The 14,709-nt window shown below is 58.2% G+C and carries 14 protein-coding genes and 1 riboswitch; of the genes, 8 read left to right on the forward strand and 6 right to left on the reverse strand.

The window, feature by feature from the left end; genetic code table 11:
* Positions 1-118: 118 nt before the first annotated feature.
* Positions 119-1,378: a metallophosphoesterase family protein gene (locus tag NW870_RS11800; RefSeq protein WP_414375426.1), complete on the reverse strand. Its 1,260-nt coding sequence runs from the start codon at positions 1,376-1,378 to the stop codon at positions 119-121.
* 153 nt (positions 1,379-1,531) lie between these two features.
* Here NW870_RS11800 and NW870_RS11805 point away from each other — a divergent pair, with 153 nt between their 5' ends.
* Complete coding sequence (locus tag NW870_RS11805; RefSeq protein ID WP_414351968.1) at positions 1,532-1,966, forward strand: Fur family transcriptional regulator; 435 nt, start codon at positions 1,532-1,534, stop codon at positions 1,964-1,966.
* Between the two features lie 47 nt (positions 1,967-2,013).
* On the opposite strand, the gene NW870_RS11810 is transcribed toward NW870_RS11805, so the two are convergent.
* The 3 genes from NW870_RS11810 to NW870_RS11820 form a co-directional block, all read right to left on the reverse strand.
* Positions 2,014-4,119, reverse strand: coding sequence for a thioredoxin domain-containing protein (locus NW870_RS11810; RefSeq protein WP_414351967.1), 2,106 nt, complete (start codon positions 4,117-4,119; stop codon positions 2,014-2,016).
* 107 nt (positions 4,120-4,226) lie between these two features.
* Complete coding sequence (locus NW870_RS11815) at positions 4,227-4,730, reverse strand: GNAT family N-acetyltransferase (protein WP_414329522.1); 504 nt, start codon at positions 4,728-4,730, stop codon at positions 4,227-4,229.
* A gap of 73 nt (positions 4,731-4,803) precedes the next feature.
* Positions 4,804-5,271 (reverse strand): SRPBCC family protein, encoded by a 468-nt coding sequence (locus NW870_RS11820; protein WP_414329520.1) that lies wholly within the window; start codon positions 5,269-5,271, stop codon positions 4,804-4,806.
* A 219-nt stretch (positions 5,272-5,490) separates the two neighbouring features.
* Between NW870_RS11820 and NW870_RS11825 the strand changes: the two genes are divergently transcribed.
* Positions 5,491-6,342, forward strand: a complete 852-nt coding sequence (locus NW870_RS11825) for a DUF502 domain-containing protein (protein WP_049749634.1) — start codon at positions 5,491-5,493, stop codon at positions 6,340-6,342.
* Here the strand turns inward: NW870_RS11825 and NW870_RS11830 are convergent.
* Complete coding sequence (locus NW870_RS11830) at positions 6,339-6,689, reverse strand: TIGR03792 family protein (RefSeq protein WP_414375428.1); 351 nt, start codon at positions 6,687-6,689, stop codon at positions 6,339-6,341. The genes NW870_RS11825 and NW870_RS11830 overlap by 4 nt on opposite strands.
* 35 nt (positions 6,690-6,724) lie before the next feature.
* Positions 6,725-8,059 (reverse strand): 3-phosphoshikimate 1-carboxyvinyltransferase, encoded by a 1,335-nt coding sequence (aroA, locus tag NW870_RS11835; RefSeq protein ID WP_414375435.1) that lies wholly within the window; start codon positions 8,057-8,059, stop codon positions 6,725-6,727.
* A gap of 234 nt (positions 8,060-8,293) precedes the next feature.
* Between aroA and rsmH the strand changes: the two genes are divergently transcribed.
* The 6 genes from rsmH (at position 8,294) to NW870_RS11865 (ending at position 14,486) form a co-directional block, all read left to right on the forward strand.
* Entirely contained in the window at positions 8,294-9,205 is a 912-nt protein-coding gene (rsmH, locus tag NW870_RS11840) for a 16S rRNA (cytosine(1402)-N(4))-methyltransferase RsmH (RefSeq protein ID WP_414375429.1), read from the forward strand.
* Positions 9,206-9,381: 176 nt separating this feature from the next.
* The gene (locus NW870_RS11845; protein WP_414375430.1) at positions 9,382-9,930 is read left to right on the forward strand and encodes a hypothetical protein; all 549 of its coding nucleotides are present in this window, start codon (positions 9,382-9,384) and stop codon (positions 9,928-9,930) included.
* Positions 9,931-10,259: 329 nt separating this feature from the next.
* A riboswitch (cobalamin riboswitch) is annotated at positions 10,260-10,412 on the forward strand.
* 41 nt (positions 10,413-10,453) lie between these two features.
* Positions 10,454-12,424: a TonB-dependent receptor plug domain-containing protein gene (locus NW870_RS11850; RefSeq protein WP_414375432.1), complete on the forward strand. Its 1,971-nt coding sequence runs from the start codon at positions 10,454-10,456 to the stop codon at positions 12,422-12,424.
* 128 nt (positions 12,425-12,552) lie between these two features.
* Positions 12,553-12,960 carry a DUF1636 domain-containing protein gene (locus NW870_RS11855; RefSeq protein WP_414375434.1) on the forward strand — a complete coding sequence of 136 codons (408 nt, stop codon included), beginning with the start codon at positions 12,553-12,555 and terminating at the stop codon, positions 12,958-12,960.
* A gap of 11 nt (positions 12,961-12,971) precedes the next feature.
* Positions 12,972-13,841: a (2Fe-2S) ferredoxin domain-containing protein gene (locus tag NW870_RS11860; RefSeq protein ID WP_011432955.1), complete on the forward strand. Its 870-nt coding sequence runs from the start codon at positions 12,972-12,974 to the stop codon at positions 13,839-13,841.
* 237 nt (positions 13,842-14,078) lie between these two features.
* Positions 14,079-14,486, forward strand: coding sequence for a hypothetical protein (locus NW870_RS11865; RefSeq protein WP_238376949.1), 408 nt, complete (start codon positions 14,079-14,081; stop codon positions 14,484-14,486).
* Positions 14,487-14,709: the final 223 nt, after the last annotated feature.

Here is a 14,709-nt window from a genome sequence, read left to right on the forward strand (position 1 = left end):
CGCGAACAGAGATAGGCAGGATGCGATCGCTTCTTTCCTGAACCATGTTCAGGAGAGTTCAGCGTGAATGTATCAGCATCTACAAACGGCTCATCAATCTTTTGCCAAGACGGAGACGTTAATCCCGACACAGGGATCCAATACGAGCTTGGCAGGTGGCGATTTCTTCAGGGGTGAGGTTGTCCCAATTGACGTCGCGGCGCAGCACCAAGCCATTGTGCCCAGTGATGAAACGGGGCAGCTCTGCTTGGTCGATCACGCTCAGATCCCGCATGTGATAGGTAGTGTAATAGGTAACATCTGGGCTCTCGAAATCCACGTCGATAAGGGTGAGGGTCTTGCGGGGGGGCAGAGGGCTGCCCAAGAGGGGACGAGGGCCAGAGCCGAGAATGCCGCAGTGAAGCAGTTGCAGTTGCCCTTTGTGGCCAGGGTAGTAGCCGTGGTCGTGGCCGCTGATGTAGGTGTGGACGCGGTACTTCTCCAGCAGAGCCCGTTTGGCATCCGCCTCCAGCAGCACTTCTCCCGGATCGTCGCGCCCGACAGTGATGGCGTAGAGGGGCAGATGGCCGATGACAATGCGCAACTTGGCCTTCTGAGCCCGTTCGCTGGCCAGAGCCGCTTCCGCCCAGGCCATTTGTTCGGGCGGGATGTAATTGCAGGTGGCATCCCAGACTAGGTAAAACACATCGTCTTTTTCAAAGGTGTAGTAGAAGGGAAAGTCCCCCCGATCCACAAAGTTCAAACCTGGGTCGTGGGCCGGATCGTTCCAAAACTCGCGGGCCAGATCCCGTTCTTTTTGAAAGAGAAAGCCGCCCCGCGTGGTGCGGGCACAGGAAGCATCGTGATTGCCCAAGGTAAAGCCGTAGGGAAGTTTGGCCGCACGGATTGGGCCAGCCACATGCCGGTCGAAGGCTGCCCACATGGCGCGAATGCGCTCCTCCGACAGGCGGGGATCCTGACCGGCCACCATATCTCCTCCTCCCAAAACAATATCCGGCTGAAGATAGGGGATGAGGCCGATGCCCCGATCCACCTCTGGGTCGTATTCCACCGAGCCGTAGATGCCGTTCATGTCACTGATGACCAAGAGGCGCAGATCTCGGCGGGGGGGGATGTAGAGGCCATGGGGGGCATCTGGATGGGGGACGACGGTGGGGGTGGGCTGGGGGGTAGGAGAGGGGAGAGCGGCTCTAGGGGATCCCATCCCTGGGGCTAGATGAGAGGGCTGCTGCCGACTGGCCCAATAGGCTCCTGCCAATCCACTGCTGCTGGCCAACCCCAACAAACCCAGAATTACCTTGCGCCGCTGCATGATCTTTGCCCCCAACACTCCAGCGGTATTGTAGAAAATCAAAAGGCTGATGTTGGGCTCTTCCATCTGCGCACGGCCTGGACTCGGCTCGAAGATGGCTATGCGCGGCAGCTCTTGTAGAGTTCGGGGTGTTTTTTGAACAACTGTTGACGCACAAATGCTACCTTGGTAGAGATGAGCAACTACCTATCTCAAACTCGGTATGACTTGAGGTTTTCCATGCCTCGCCCCTTGGATTCTTTGGAAGCTGCTTTGGAACGGTGCCGGGAGTGCAATCTGCGTTTGAGCCGACAGCGCCGTTATATCCTGGAGCTGCTGTGGCAGTGTGGCGAGCACCTCTCCGCCCGCGAGATTTACGATCGCCTAAATCAGCAGGGCAAACCGATTGGCCACACGTCCGTTTATCAAAACCTGGAAGCTTTGGCCAGCCACAACATTGTCGAGTGCTTGGATCGTGCCGATGGGCGCCGCTACGGCAACCGCACCCATCCCCACAGCCACGTGAACTGTCTGGATAGCAACCGCATCTTGGATGTGGACGTGGAGCTGCCGCCTGAACTGCTGGCCCAAGTGGAGCAACAAACGGGCACCCGCATCCAAAGTTACCGCATTGAGTTTTTTGGGGTGGAAAAGCCTGCGCAGTCCCAGCCGTAACCTTGGCAAAGGGATCCCTGCTGTCCTGGGAAAAAATTGGGCAAAGGTCAGTAAGCCCGGTTTTGGCCTTTGGTGATTTGGGACTGGATTTGCTCGAGAGAACTGGCAGGGGCCAGGCATTTGTTGCCCCAGCACACCAGCCCTAAAGCTCCTTCCGGCAGAGGTTCGGCTTCGGTGGGGAGAGCAAAGACGGTGGTGGGCCAAGATCGTTGCTGAAAGGCGGGAATGGAATCGGCCTCCAGGGTGACTTTCACCCAATTGCTATACCAATCCAGTCCGGCAAAAAGGCTGGGGCAGGTGCGCGGCTGGGTGCTCATGATGTGGGCAAAGGTTTTCAAGGCCTGCTCTGCCCGCTCCAGGTAGTCCAGATCTCCAGTGAGGGCGGCAAGGCGCACCAGGTTGGCAATGGCCACCCCATTGGCTGCAGGGGTAGCGTTGTCCTGGAACTCCTTCTCTCGCACCAACAGCTCAGGGGCACTCTGGGCATCGCTGACAAAGTATCCCCCCCTGGCCGGATCCCACAGTTGCGCATCCATCTCCTGCTGGAGCTGGAGGGCAGCCTGCAACCAGTCTTGAGGGGTGGGATCCCCCACCAGAGGCAGGCAGGCTTGCTGCAAGTCCAACAGGGCCTTGATCAGCAGGGCGTAATCTTCCGATTTGGCGGGCACCTGAGCTGTGCCATCGTAGTTCAGGCGCAACAGGGATCCGGTCTCAGGGTGGCGCTGCTGGCTGAGGATGAATTGGGCAGCCCGCAGAGCGAATTGCAGATAGTCTGCGTTGCCGAACACTTGATAGGCCCGCGCCAGGCCGGAGATCATCAAGGCGTTCCAAGAGACGATCATCTTGGTGTCGGTGACAGGTGGGATTCGCCCTGGCCAGGATTGCAGACGGGCCGATTGGGCATCCACTGCCGGAGGGAAGGGAACTCGTCGATCCGCAGAGCCATAGCGTGCCTGAAACAGATGGGTGGTCAAGGCGGCTTCAACTTCTGGCGGCAACGTCCCCCCCTGTTTGCGCTGCAAGACGATGCAGCCGGGCCGATCAGGGAAATTGCCCCCCGGAGACAGGTCAAACGCCTGCTGCAAGGCGCGGAAGGTTTCTTCCCCCAAGAGCTCCTGCAGCTCTTGCCAGCGCCAGACGTAGAACTCTCCCTCCTCTGGCTCTCGATCTTCTGCCCGGGCAAAGCTGTCGGCATCTTGAGCGGCGTAGAAATACCCGGCAGGGGCGGTCATCTCTCGCGCCACCCACTCCACCGTCAGCCGCACCGCCCGCTCGATGGCCGGATCTTGGATACCGTGCGCCCACAGATCGGAGAGAAACTCTAGGATCTGCCCGTTGTCGTAGAGCATCTTTTCAAAGTGGGGCACCGTCCAGGTGGGATCCACGGTGTAGCGGTGAAATCCGCCGGCCACATGGTCGAAGATCCCTCCCAGCACCAAGGCCATGCCTCGCTCTTTGGCCCGTTCCAGAGCGCTCTGCGAGCCGGGGATCCCTTCCGGTGGGTCGAAGCGGGCTGAGCGCAACACCAACTGGGCGTAGGGCATCATGGGAAATTGCTGCACCGCCCCGGCATTGGAGAGCAAAGGCTGGATCTTGGGGATCCCAGAGCGCAGCAGGTCGGCGGGAATGTGGTCTTCCGGCACTAAGTCGCTGAGGGTGGTCAGAGCCGTCAAAATCTGGCCTTTCATCTCCTCTATTTTTTCCTTTTCCTGCCGGTAAAACTGCAGGATGCGCTGCAGCAAGGCCAGAAACCCCGGGCGGCCAAAGCGGGGCTCTACGGGAAAATAGGTGCCAGCATAAAAGGGCACCAGGTCATCGGGCGTGAGGAAAACATTGAGGGGCCACCCCCCCTGCCCGCTCATGAGCTGCAACGCCTGCATGTAGATGCTGTCGAGATCCGGCCGCTCCTCGCGATCCACCTTGATGGGCAAAAAATGGGCATTCAAAAAGGCGGCAATTTCAGGGTTGGAGAAGGCCTCGCCCTCCATGACCGTACACCAGTGGCAACTGGAATAGCCGATGGATAGGAAAATCGGCCTATCCTCGGCCCGGGCTTTCTCCAGAGCTTCTGGGATCCAAGGCCACCAATCCACCGGGTTCTCGGCGTGCTTGCGCAAGTAAAGGCTGGAACTTGTGGCGAGGCGATTGGCCATAGGTACACCCTCTCACCTTTTTTTGCTTTTCAGGCTAGCGCGTTCTCCTGCCGAGGCCGAACCAACCCACTGTTGTTCAAGATACACTCACCCAGGATCCCTGTCGGTCAAGCCTGCTCCTGCTCGGCAGCCGGGACTAAAAACTCCAGAGGGCGCCCGTGTAAAACCAAGGTGGTGCTGGGATTTTCCACAAAGCCGATTCGCTCGTAAAAGCCACGCTGATGGGTTGTGAACAGGTAGATGCGCTCCACCGACTGCAGGTGGGGATGGCTGATCAGGGTTTCCACCAACTTGCGGCCAATGCCCTGACGTCGGTAATCGTGATCAACCACGATATCCCAGAGGACGGCTCGGTAAACCCCATCGGAAGTGGCGCGGCCAAAGCCAATCAGGCGCTCCCCATCCCAGGCGCTGACCACCGGATGGCTGTGGGCAACGGCCCGCTCCATCTCCTGCCGCTGGCGATTCTGCGCCCAAAAGGCATTGCGGTTCAACAGCAGGAGAAGTTGATCCAGATCCAGCTCGCCCCGCTCCAGAGAGAAGCGAATGTTGCGGTTGTCCACCGGCTGACGAGAGAGGGCGATGACAGGCTCAGGAGAGGGATCGGGCATGAAGAAAACCTTTGCAGCAGTGAGGGTTGGCAAGGGGAAGTTCAACAAAACGCTTGGGCCTGACAAACTGAGGCTAGCTGGCCGAGGCATTGTCGGCGGCTGGCCCCGCCTGCTCTAGGGCATAGGCCTTGAAGCGCTCCAGGTCCGCCTGGATGGTGCTCTCCACCACTTTGCCCACAAACAGGCCATCCAAGATTTTGCCGAGGATCCCCGGGAGCTTGTAGGCCACCGACAGCTTCACAATGGTACTGCCTTTGCGGTCGTAAAAGCGCAGCGCGCCCCGATTGGGCAGCCCCTCCACCGAACTCCAGCCGATGTGTTGGTGTTTCACCACCGTGTGGGTGCGGGAGATCCAACTGAAGGTGAGGCCGCGGGTATCCAGTGTCCACCGGGACAGCTCCTGATCCAGCAATTCCACCGAGCGGATCCACTTCATCCAACGGGGCATGAGGGTGAGGTTGGCCCACAAATCCCATACCTGCTCAATGGGAACAGGCACCTCCACCTGACAGGTATGCTCTAGCCAATCTGACTCTGACATAGGGCCTCCCACGCAACACCCAGCAGAAACACAAACCATCCAGGGGCTTGGCCACAACGCCTCGGGACGGGATCCCTGCCTTTACAAAATTTTATATCGACCTAAGATAGCATTATCGGCCTGATGAAAGTTTGGGGCTCTGCGCTTTTTGGCAGCCCGATTTCTTTTGCCGGCAAGTTGCGGCTGCCCCCCATGAGGGCAACGCAGAAGGCAGGTATCATGATTGCCATCTGCAAGCTCCACTTGCAAGGGTTCGATGCATCCACTCGGTTGACTCGACGGGACGACCTCACCATGGTTTCACAATGGAAACAGCATCTTAAGAACTACTTCGTGGCAGGGTTGCTGGTGGTGATCCCTCTGGCAACTACCATTTGGCTGACGGTGGAGGTGGCCACCTGGAGCATTGGCTTTCTGACCAGCATTCCGAAGCAGTTCAATCCCATCCAGGGTTTGCACCCGATCTTGATCAACCTCATCGATCTGGCGGTGGGCCTGTTGACGCCGATTGTGCTCATCCTGCTGATCGGCTTTATGGCCCGCAACATTGTCGGCCAGTGGCTGCTCAATCTCAGCGAACAGTTGCTCCATGCGATTCCGGTGGCGGGGCTGGTGTACAAGACCTTGAAGCAATTGGTCAGTGTTTTGTTTGCCCCCAACAATCAGCGCTTTCGGCGGGTGGTGCTGGTGGAATATCCCCGACCAGGAGCTTGGGCGCTGGCCTTTGTGACGGGCACCATTCAAACTCCCATTCGGCCCGATGGGCCGCAGCGCTCCCTTGGCCTGTTTGTGCCCACCACCCCCAATCCAACGACGGGCTGGTACGCCATTGTGCCGGAAGACCAGGTGGTGGAAGTGTTCATGCCGGTGGAAGATGCTTTTAAGATGCTCATTTCCGGCGGCATTGTCACCCCCGAGAGCTTTGAAGCGGGGCTGCAGCGGCGAGAAGGAGCTTTGGCCGTGACCATGCCCAGTTTGCGGGAGCTGGTGGAGCAGGAGCGGGTGGCAGGATCCCCCAGGGCTGACTCGGTGGGCTCTGAGGTAGGTTTTGAGACTGAAGGGATCCCTTAATCCTGCTTTCCTGTCCCTGCAGAAGGGCCGGGCTGCCAGAGCTGGTATTCTTTGGCCTGTTCCAAGCGCACATAAAAAGGCCGCATTTGCCGATCCAATGCCTCCACTTGCTCGGAGGGAAAGGCCTTCCAGTCAGCACGGCTGGCCCAGCGGAGGATGAGGTGGACAAGTTCGGGATCCTCTTGATCCAGCCAAACTTCTTTGCCCAGAAAACCCGGATGCCGGCGCAGGGCGGATCCCCAAACCCGCTCGTCTTGCTGAAGAAAGGCTGCTTGCCCACCGGGAGGAACCCGGAAGCAGAGATGTTCGATGGCGATAGGGCCGGGCGGGCTGGGGCAGGTCGACATAGGAGCAGAGGCGGCAAAGTTAAAGATGGGCCCTCTCAAGACTCCAGGGGGGAAGCAGTCAATCGTTGCAGGGTGGGAATGAAGTCGGGGTAGGAGATGCGGGCACAGTCGGCTCCCCTGAGGAGGGTGGATCCCTGCGCTCCTAGAGCTGCCACCATCAGGCTCATGGCGATGCGGTGATCCTCGTGGCTGTCGACCTCGGCCCCGTGAAGAGGGATCCCTCCCTTGATTTCCAGGCCATCAGGATATTCAGTGACCTGGGCTCCCATGCGGCTCAGCTCTTGGGCTATGGCAGCCAGACGGTCGCTTTCTTTGACCCGCAGCTCTGCGGCATCGCGAATCACGGTGATCCCCTCGGCAAAGGCCGCCGCCACCGCCAAAACCGGGATCTCGTCGATCAGGGTGGGGATGAGATCGCCGGCGATGGTGCAGCCGCGCAAGCGGGCCGAACGCACCCGCAGATCTCCCAGGGGCTCGCCGGCCATTTCCCGGCAGTTTTCAATTTGAATATCGGCCCCCATCTCCTGCAACACCTGCAGCGCACCGGTACGGGTGGGGTTGAGGCCCACATCCCTTAGCAGCAATTCGCTCTCGGGCACAATGGAGGCGGCCACCAGCCAAAAGGCTGCCGAGCTGATATCCCCCGGCACCTGAACTTTTTGGCCCACCAGGCGGGATCCGCCCACCACGGCCACGGTTTTCGCCTCTGGATCCACGTGAATGTCGGCTCCGAAGGCCCGCAACATCCGTTCCGAGTGATCCCGAGAGAGAGCCGGCTCGGTGACTTGGGTGGTGCCTTCTGCCAGCAGGCCCGCCAGCAAGAGGCAGGATTTCACCTGCGCCGAAGCCACCGGGGAGCGATGGTGAATGCCCTTGAGGGATCCCCCTTGTACGGCCAAAGGTGCCAACGTCCCACCGGCCCGTCCCCAAATGCTGGCCCCCATCTGCCGCAGCGGTTCTACCACCCGCCCCATGGGCCGCGAGCGCAGGGAGCGATCGCCGGTGACGGCAAAAAAGCGCCCGGCCTGGCCAGCCAGGATCCCCAGCATCAGGCGCAAGGTGGTGCCGGAGTTACCTGCATCCAACACGTCTGCCGGTTCTTGCAGCCGGCCCAGGCCAACCCCCCGAATGCGAACACACTCGCTGTTAAGCTCCGAAATATCTGCCCCCAGCGCCCGAAAGCAGGCTGCCGTACTGCGGGGATCCTCTCCCAGCAACAGCCCTTGGATGGTGGTTTCTCCTTCGGCCAGGGATCCCAGCATCAGGGCGCGGTGGGAAATGGACTTGTCGCCGGGGATGCTCACTTGGCCGCGCAGGCCCTTGGCCGGCGAGAGGGTCAAGATATCAGTAGCAGAAGAGTGAGTCAACACAGCAACCCTGACGGCAGACTTGGCAAAAGCGGCAGCAGTCTCATCATACTCAGAGCGGGACTCGCGCCCCAGAGATTTTGCCAGGGATCCCAAGACAGCCTGTCTTTTGACGGCCACCCCTCTTTTCTCAGAGGATCACCTTAACAACATGGATTCCTCGGTCGGGGCCTGGCCTCGGCCTTTTTTTTGCAGATACTGAACTTTGTAGCAGCAGAAATAGAACCCCCGCAGACCGTGCTTGGCAAGGTGTATCAACACGATTCCGTTTTGACCGAGGAGGTGATGGCCTACCTGCAACCCCAGGGGGGCGGCACTTTTCTGGATGTGACGTTGGGAGGGGGTGGGCACAGCTTGGCGCTGCTGCGGGGGGGAGCTGCCCGAGTGGTGGGGTTGGATCGGGATCCGGCGGCTCTACAGGCGGCGCAAGCGCGTTTTGCAGCAGAAGGGATCCCCGGCAGCCGCATCCAACTGTGGCACCTCAATTTTGCCGATTTCGATCTGCAGCAGCACGGCTTTCGGGATGAGCAGGGGCAGGGGATCCCCTTCGATGGCATCGTGGCCGACTTGGGGGTGAGTTCGCCGCAACTGGACTGCCCTGAGCGGGGATTTAGCTTTCGCGGAGAGGGGCCGCTGGATATGCGCATGGATCCCAGTACAGCTCAGGAGACTGCCGCCGATTGGGTTAATCATCGCCCGGTCGAAGAGTTGATCGAGATTTTCACCCGTTACGGCGAAGAGCGATTTGCCCGCCGCATTGCCCATCACATCGAGCAGGCTCGTCCCCTCGCCACAACTACCCAGTTGGCCCAGGTGGTTTGGCAGGCGGTACCTCCGGCAGCTCGGCGAGGCCGCATTCACCCGGCCACTCGGGTCTTTCAGGCGTTGCGCATTGCCGTGAACCGAGAACTGGAGGCTTTAGAAACCTTGCTGGCCCAAGCCCCCACTTGGTTGAAACCCGGCGGCAGGTTGGCCGTAATCAGCTTCCATAGCCTTGAAGATCGCCTGGTGAAATGGGCCTTTCGCAGGGATCCCCGTTGGCAGGTGCTCACCCCCAAGCCCTTGTCCCCTTCCGAACTGGAACGGCAACGCAATCCACGGGCCCGCTCTGCCAAACTGCGAGTGGCTGCCCGCAGCAGTCAGATGTAGGTTTAGGTTGGTTCTCCCGCTCTCAAGAGATCGGCTACCGTGAAGCGGACAGCTAGCCCGCCGAGACCGGGAATCGGGAGAAGGGGGTTGCTGTTGGGGGGCGCGGGGAACTAGGGTGAAGCGGAACCGGCAGTCCTGCACCGTCGGATCCCTTGGTGTGTGTGAGGTTAAGCCCTATGGTTAGCCAGCCTTTGAACGCAGGTCTTGATCGTCCCAAGAGCCCTCGTCGCCACAGACGGTCTTCTGCTCTGAGCCGACCCCTCTCCGGTACAGTTCAAGCCAGCCGCACCCAGCCTTTGGATTTGAAGTTGAAATCAGCCCATCCTCGCAGCCAACATTCGGCTTGGGCAGAACACCTAGCTTGGTGGAAGCAGATCTCCACAGGGATGGCTATCCTCTCTGGGGTTTCAGTGTTAAGCCTTTACAGTTGGACTGTGCATACCCAAAGCCGGTGGAGCCAGCGTTACCAGGTGTGGCAGCAGATGCAACGCAACGAACGACAGTTTCTGCTGACTCAAGAATCCATTGCCAATTCTCTGCGGGAAATTGCCGACCGCTCCGAAATGGTGCCGCTGGTACCGGATCGGATGATCGAGGTGCCGATTGCCTCTCCCAGCCAAGTTAAACCGGATCCAGCCCACCAGGCAACGGCTTTGCCGGAAAGAGCGCTCCGCGCCGCTCACGCGACCGAAAAAGCTCCTCTTTTCTATCCGGTTGGGTACTAATTCATACGGATCCCGCCCATGACGGCTAGGCCAGCGTCCCCATCTTGCTTTCCCAAAAGCTGTGGGTCTTGTGAAGTCTCAGCGTATCTCTGTTCTCTAAAAGGCTAAGGGATCCCTGGGCCTCGCGATTTGGAGTAGCAGCGGGCTATCCTTCAACTGCTTACAAAGCAGTGAAGAAATCTGGCCTAAATGGGATGTGGCCCATCCGAAGCCCTGGGATTGCCGTTGGGATCCCGTTCACCCCTGGGGATGACATCCCCCCTGGCAGGATGGGAACTTTAGAGCAGGGGATGTATGATGCCTAGCACGGCTTTTTCGGAGCAATCGCAGAGAAAGCTGTACCGACAGGTTGTCCTGGGGATCAGCCAGGGCATGTAAAGGGGAAAGTCCGGTGCAAGTCCGGCGCTGTGCCGCAACTGTGATGGGCTTGGGCTAGACCTATGCCCTCAGTCAGGATGCCCGCCTGCGGTTCTGGCTCGTCTTTCTTCCGCGTCGCACGGAATCAGGAGCTTCAAGAAAGAAAATGAATCCCATTCTAGGTCTCAGCCTGGCGCTGGGGGGTCTTGTTTTGGGGATCCCAGCGTGGGCGCAGCCGGCGGCCTCTTCACCTTCAGCTCAAGAGGTGTTGGAAACCGGCGTTAGCGCCGAGATTTTAAATCAACCCGTCACCACACCTTTTCGCCGTCCTGGTTTGCTGCGGGATTCTTCCCGCCCGGTTTACGTCATTACCCGCCAGCAAATTCGAGAGCAAGGGGCAAGAACGGTTCAGGAGGCCCTGCGCTACCTGCCCGGGATCCTCAGCGACGGCACGGCAGGAACCCAGTTGGGAGCCCTTAGCTCCCAGTTTATGCGGGGAGGACGAACGGCCCAGGTGTTGGTGCTCTTGGATGGCCGCCCCATTAACGACCTGGGCTTTTTTGGCGGGTTCGATCTGTCTCAGATCACTACAGATGTGGTCGAGCGTATTGAGATCTCTCCAGGTGGGGGCTCCACCTTATACGGCTCCGATGCCGTTGGCGGGGTCATCAACATCGTGACGCTGGATCCAAAGCCGAGATCCGAGACTGTGCTGGAAGCGGCTATCGGCAGCTACGGCCTCAATGAGCAAGGGATCCAGAACCGCGGCCAGGTGCAGGATCTGGGCTGGGTGGTCAGCTATCGCCGTCTGCAGAGCAACAACGACTTTCCCTTTGAAATTAGGCGTTTGGGCAAAGCCGGCAGGCGGGAGAACTCGGCAGTGGAGTACCACAACCTACAAGCCAAGCTCACCTGGCAATTGGCAGAAGGCCAAGTCCTAACCGGAAATGCCCTTTATCTCAACAAAGCGTTTCAGGTGCCTGGCAGCACCGAGTTTCCCTCCCCCGATGCAGTGCAAAACACCAACGACCTGCTGTTAGATCTCAGTTGGCTGTGGGATCAAGAGAGGGGATCCCTGCAAGCTAGGGTATTTTTTGACGACCTCAACTATCGCTTCAGCGCCCCACAAAGCCAGGGATCCCGGGATGAGATCCTGCGAACGGGGTGGGGATCCCAACTGCAATACACCTGGAAGGCTGCTGAAAACCTGGAGCTTACTCTAGGAGCAGACTACCGATCCATTTCAGCTCGCAACACCACCTTCTCCTTTGCCAGGGGATCCACCAATGTCAACTACGACAATACCGTGAACCAAGGGGCCCTCTTTGCCCGCCTGGATTACAGGCCACAGCCCAACTTTTATCTCAACTTAGGCGTTCGCCAAGATTCGAGCAATCTGGTCAACGGTTCGGCCACCTCTCCTGCCGCAGGGATCCGCTGGGTTTTGGCAGAAGGCACCACCCTGAGGGCCAATTATGCCGGCAGCTTTCGCACCCCCTTGATCTCAAACTTATTCTTTCGTTTGCGGGGCTTTTTTGAGGTAGATGGGAACCCCAATTTGCGACCGGAGCGGGGAGAGAGTTTTGACATTGGCCTGGATCAGGCTCTGGGAGATTTTGGCCTGCTGCGCTTGACCTTTGCCCATAACCGCATCCGCGATGGCATCACCTTTGTCAGCACTGGCCCGCGCAGGGGAACCTACGAAAACATTGAGCTCGTGGAATACACGGGCTTGGAAGCAGCCCTGGATTTGCGATTGGGGGAAAACTGGACTCTTTTTGCCAACTACACCCTGAACGATCCCATCATCCGCTCGGCGCTGGATCCCAAAGCGGTTGGCAAACAGCTAGCCTTCGTGGGAGCAGACAGCTTCAACCTGGGCCTGAGCTACCGCGATGCAGAGGATCGGTATGCCTCAGTTTTCCTGCATCACATTGGCACTTTCTTTACCAACAACGCCAATACCCAATCTCTGCCCGGCTACACCAACCTGGCTCTGCGGGGAGGGATCCCAGTAGCAGAAAATCTCGATCTAGAAGTGGGGGTTGATAACCTGCTGGATGAGCAATATGAGGTTTTCCCCGGCTACCCAGGAGTGGGTCGCACCGTTCGGCTTAATTTAAGGGGCCAATTTTAGAGCGACTTGAGGCTGACTTTTAGCTGTCTAACTCACTGCTGAATCCTTGGCCAAGACATTGAGATCGTCTTTGCCTCTTCTCACACCCTTTGCTTGGACAGAAACCTATGACTATATCAAGGAGCACCATGTCTCGATCAACTTCCCAGTTGCCCATCCAAGCTGGCAGCGCTGCTCAGCAACCCAGCGGTCATTATCTCTGGGTTTGCATCACCTGCGGATCTCGGTGGGTTAACGGCCAAAAAGAAGGGACTAGCAAGGGAGAAATGCTGCTGTCTGCCCTGCAATCCCAAACCCTCCACCCCCAACTAACTCTAAAACCAGTTGCCTGTATGAGCGCCTGCAGCCATGCTTGCGTTGTTGCGTTGGCAGCACCTCAAAAGATGACCTATGTTTTTGGAGATCTGGATCCAAAAGATGTGGAGCTGATTCTGCAGACAGCAGAGCTCTACCTAACCAAGTTGGATGGGATCCTACCCTGGGCCGAGCGCCCTCTCAAAAAAGGGGTGATTGCTCGTATTCCACCACTGCACTGAGGAGCTTTCTCATGGCCACTTTTACCCCCTGGATAACCCCCCTCCATCAAGCTTGGCAGGAAGTTTCTTTAACGGGTTGGACAACCCTTTATGAAGGGATCCCTGCCCACATCGACTGCTTGGGGCCGTTGCTCTACGAGCTGTTTCAAGAGCACTGGGCCGAGATCCAGGTGGGCCATGTGGCGGAAGGCGGGGTGCTGGAGCTGGCTTTCAAGAAACCTCCAGCTTTGTGCGTGCTCTACGATGGCTATCTAACCGTTGCCACCGAAACTTGGCACCTGCATTTGTGCCTGGAGGAGCACCAAGGCGGCCCCCATCGTAAGACCCCACCCGAGCTGCGCCGCAAAAGATTGGTTAGCCGTGCTGCTCTCTACCGGCGCCTCAATCCCCAAGGTCAGCCCCGCATGTGGGGAATCCAATTCTGGAATGGAGCAGAAGAGCCTTTGCTGCAGATTTTTCTGCCCAGCCCCTTTTTGGGGCCAGAGGAAGACTACCTGCCGGAAGGCAAAGCAGATTACCAAAAGCTTTCTCTTTACGAGCGCATCCGCGCCATCTATGTGCAGGGGAAAGAGCGGATCCCCTATGAGGATAACCCTCTTAAACGTCCCTACCTTGCCGTCTGTCGTTCCAGCCGTTGTTATCCTTCCCGCAACTACCAACCAGTTGTGGAAGCTCTGGAATCGGCTCTTCGAGAAGCCAACCTGGACGTACAGGTTATCACCTCAGGCTGCTTGGAAGTTTGCCAACAGGGGCCCGTGGTTTTTTACTCTGGGGATCGCACCTGGTACAAGCGGGTTACTCCCCAAGTAGCTCGACAAATTGTTTTTGAGCATTTGCTTAATAGCTGTCCTCTGAAAGACCACCTTTTTCCAGGAGATTAAAGCATGATTGGCCTGCAATCGAGTGCTCAACCTATCCCCAGCTCTCGCCGCTTAATCCCAGCCCCACTTTGGATACAAGCTGCTCAAGATTTGGCCCGAGGCTGGTTCTGGCCCAGCTTGTTTACCACCGTCGGCTGTCTCAGCAATATTGCTTATACATGTACCCTTCCTTTTGTAACTGTTGGTATTGTTGCGGGCACAACTTTAACCCGCCAAAGGGCAATCATTAGTGCTTTGATGATTTGGCTGGCCAACCAAATCTTTGGCTACACCTGGCACAACTATCCCCGCACTCCCGATTCGTTTGCCTGGGGGTTGGTGCTGGGGATCGGCACGGTGGGGATTGCTCTTGCTGGCGGTTACCGACCTCTGTTTTCTCAGTCCAAGCCGCTTCGGCCAAGGCAACTGCTGCTGAACTATCTCTGGATCCCGGCCATGCTCATCTTGGGGTTTCTGGCTTTTGAAGGGCTGATTTTGGCCGCCGGCCTGGTTTTGGGGGGAACGGAGGGCCTGACCCTGCCCATTCTGGGCAAAATCTGGCTGCACAACTGGCTGTGGACAGGACTTTGGATTGGGATCCACGCGCTGCTGGTGTGGGACAGAGGACGTCGCCGGGTGTGGCTTGGAGAGGAGAAACTGCGGTGAGCTGCTCCCGTACAAGCTCTTCCCATCCCGTCAGCGGTGCGGAGCACTTTTGCAGTGATCTGGAACATCCCCAAGAGGGATCCAGGCCAAAATAGGGGCGACCTGTGTGGGAGGGGATCCCTTTGCAACTCAGTCGCGTTAACAGTGAGCATGACTCTAGTCAATGATACGCTGGACTATACTGAAAATAATGTACAGTATGTTCAGTATGGCTGCTTGGTAT

This window comes from Synechococcus sp. R50.1 (genome assembly GCF_047462115.1).
Taxonomy (GTDB): domain Bacteria; phylum Cyanobacteriota; class Cyanobacteriia; order Thermostichales; family Thermostichaceae; genus Thermostichus.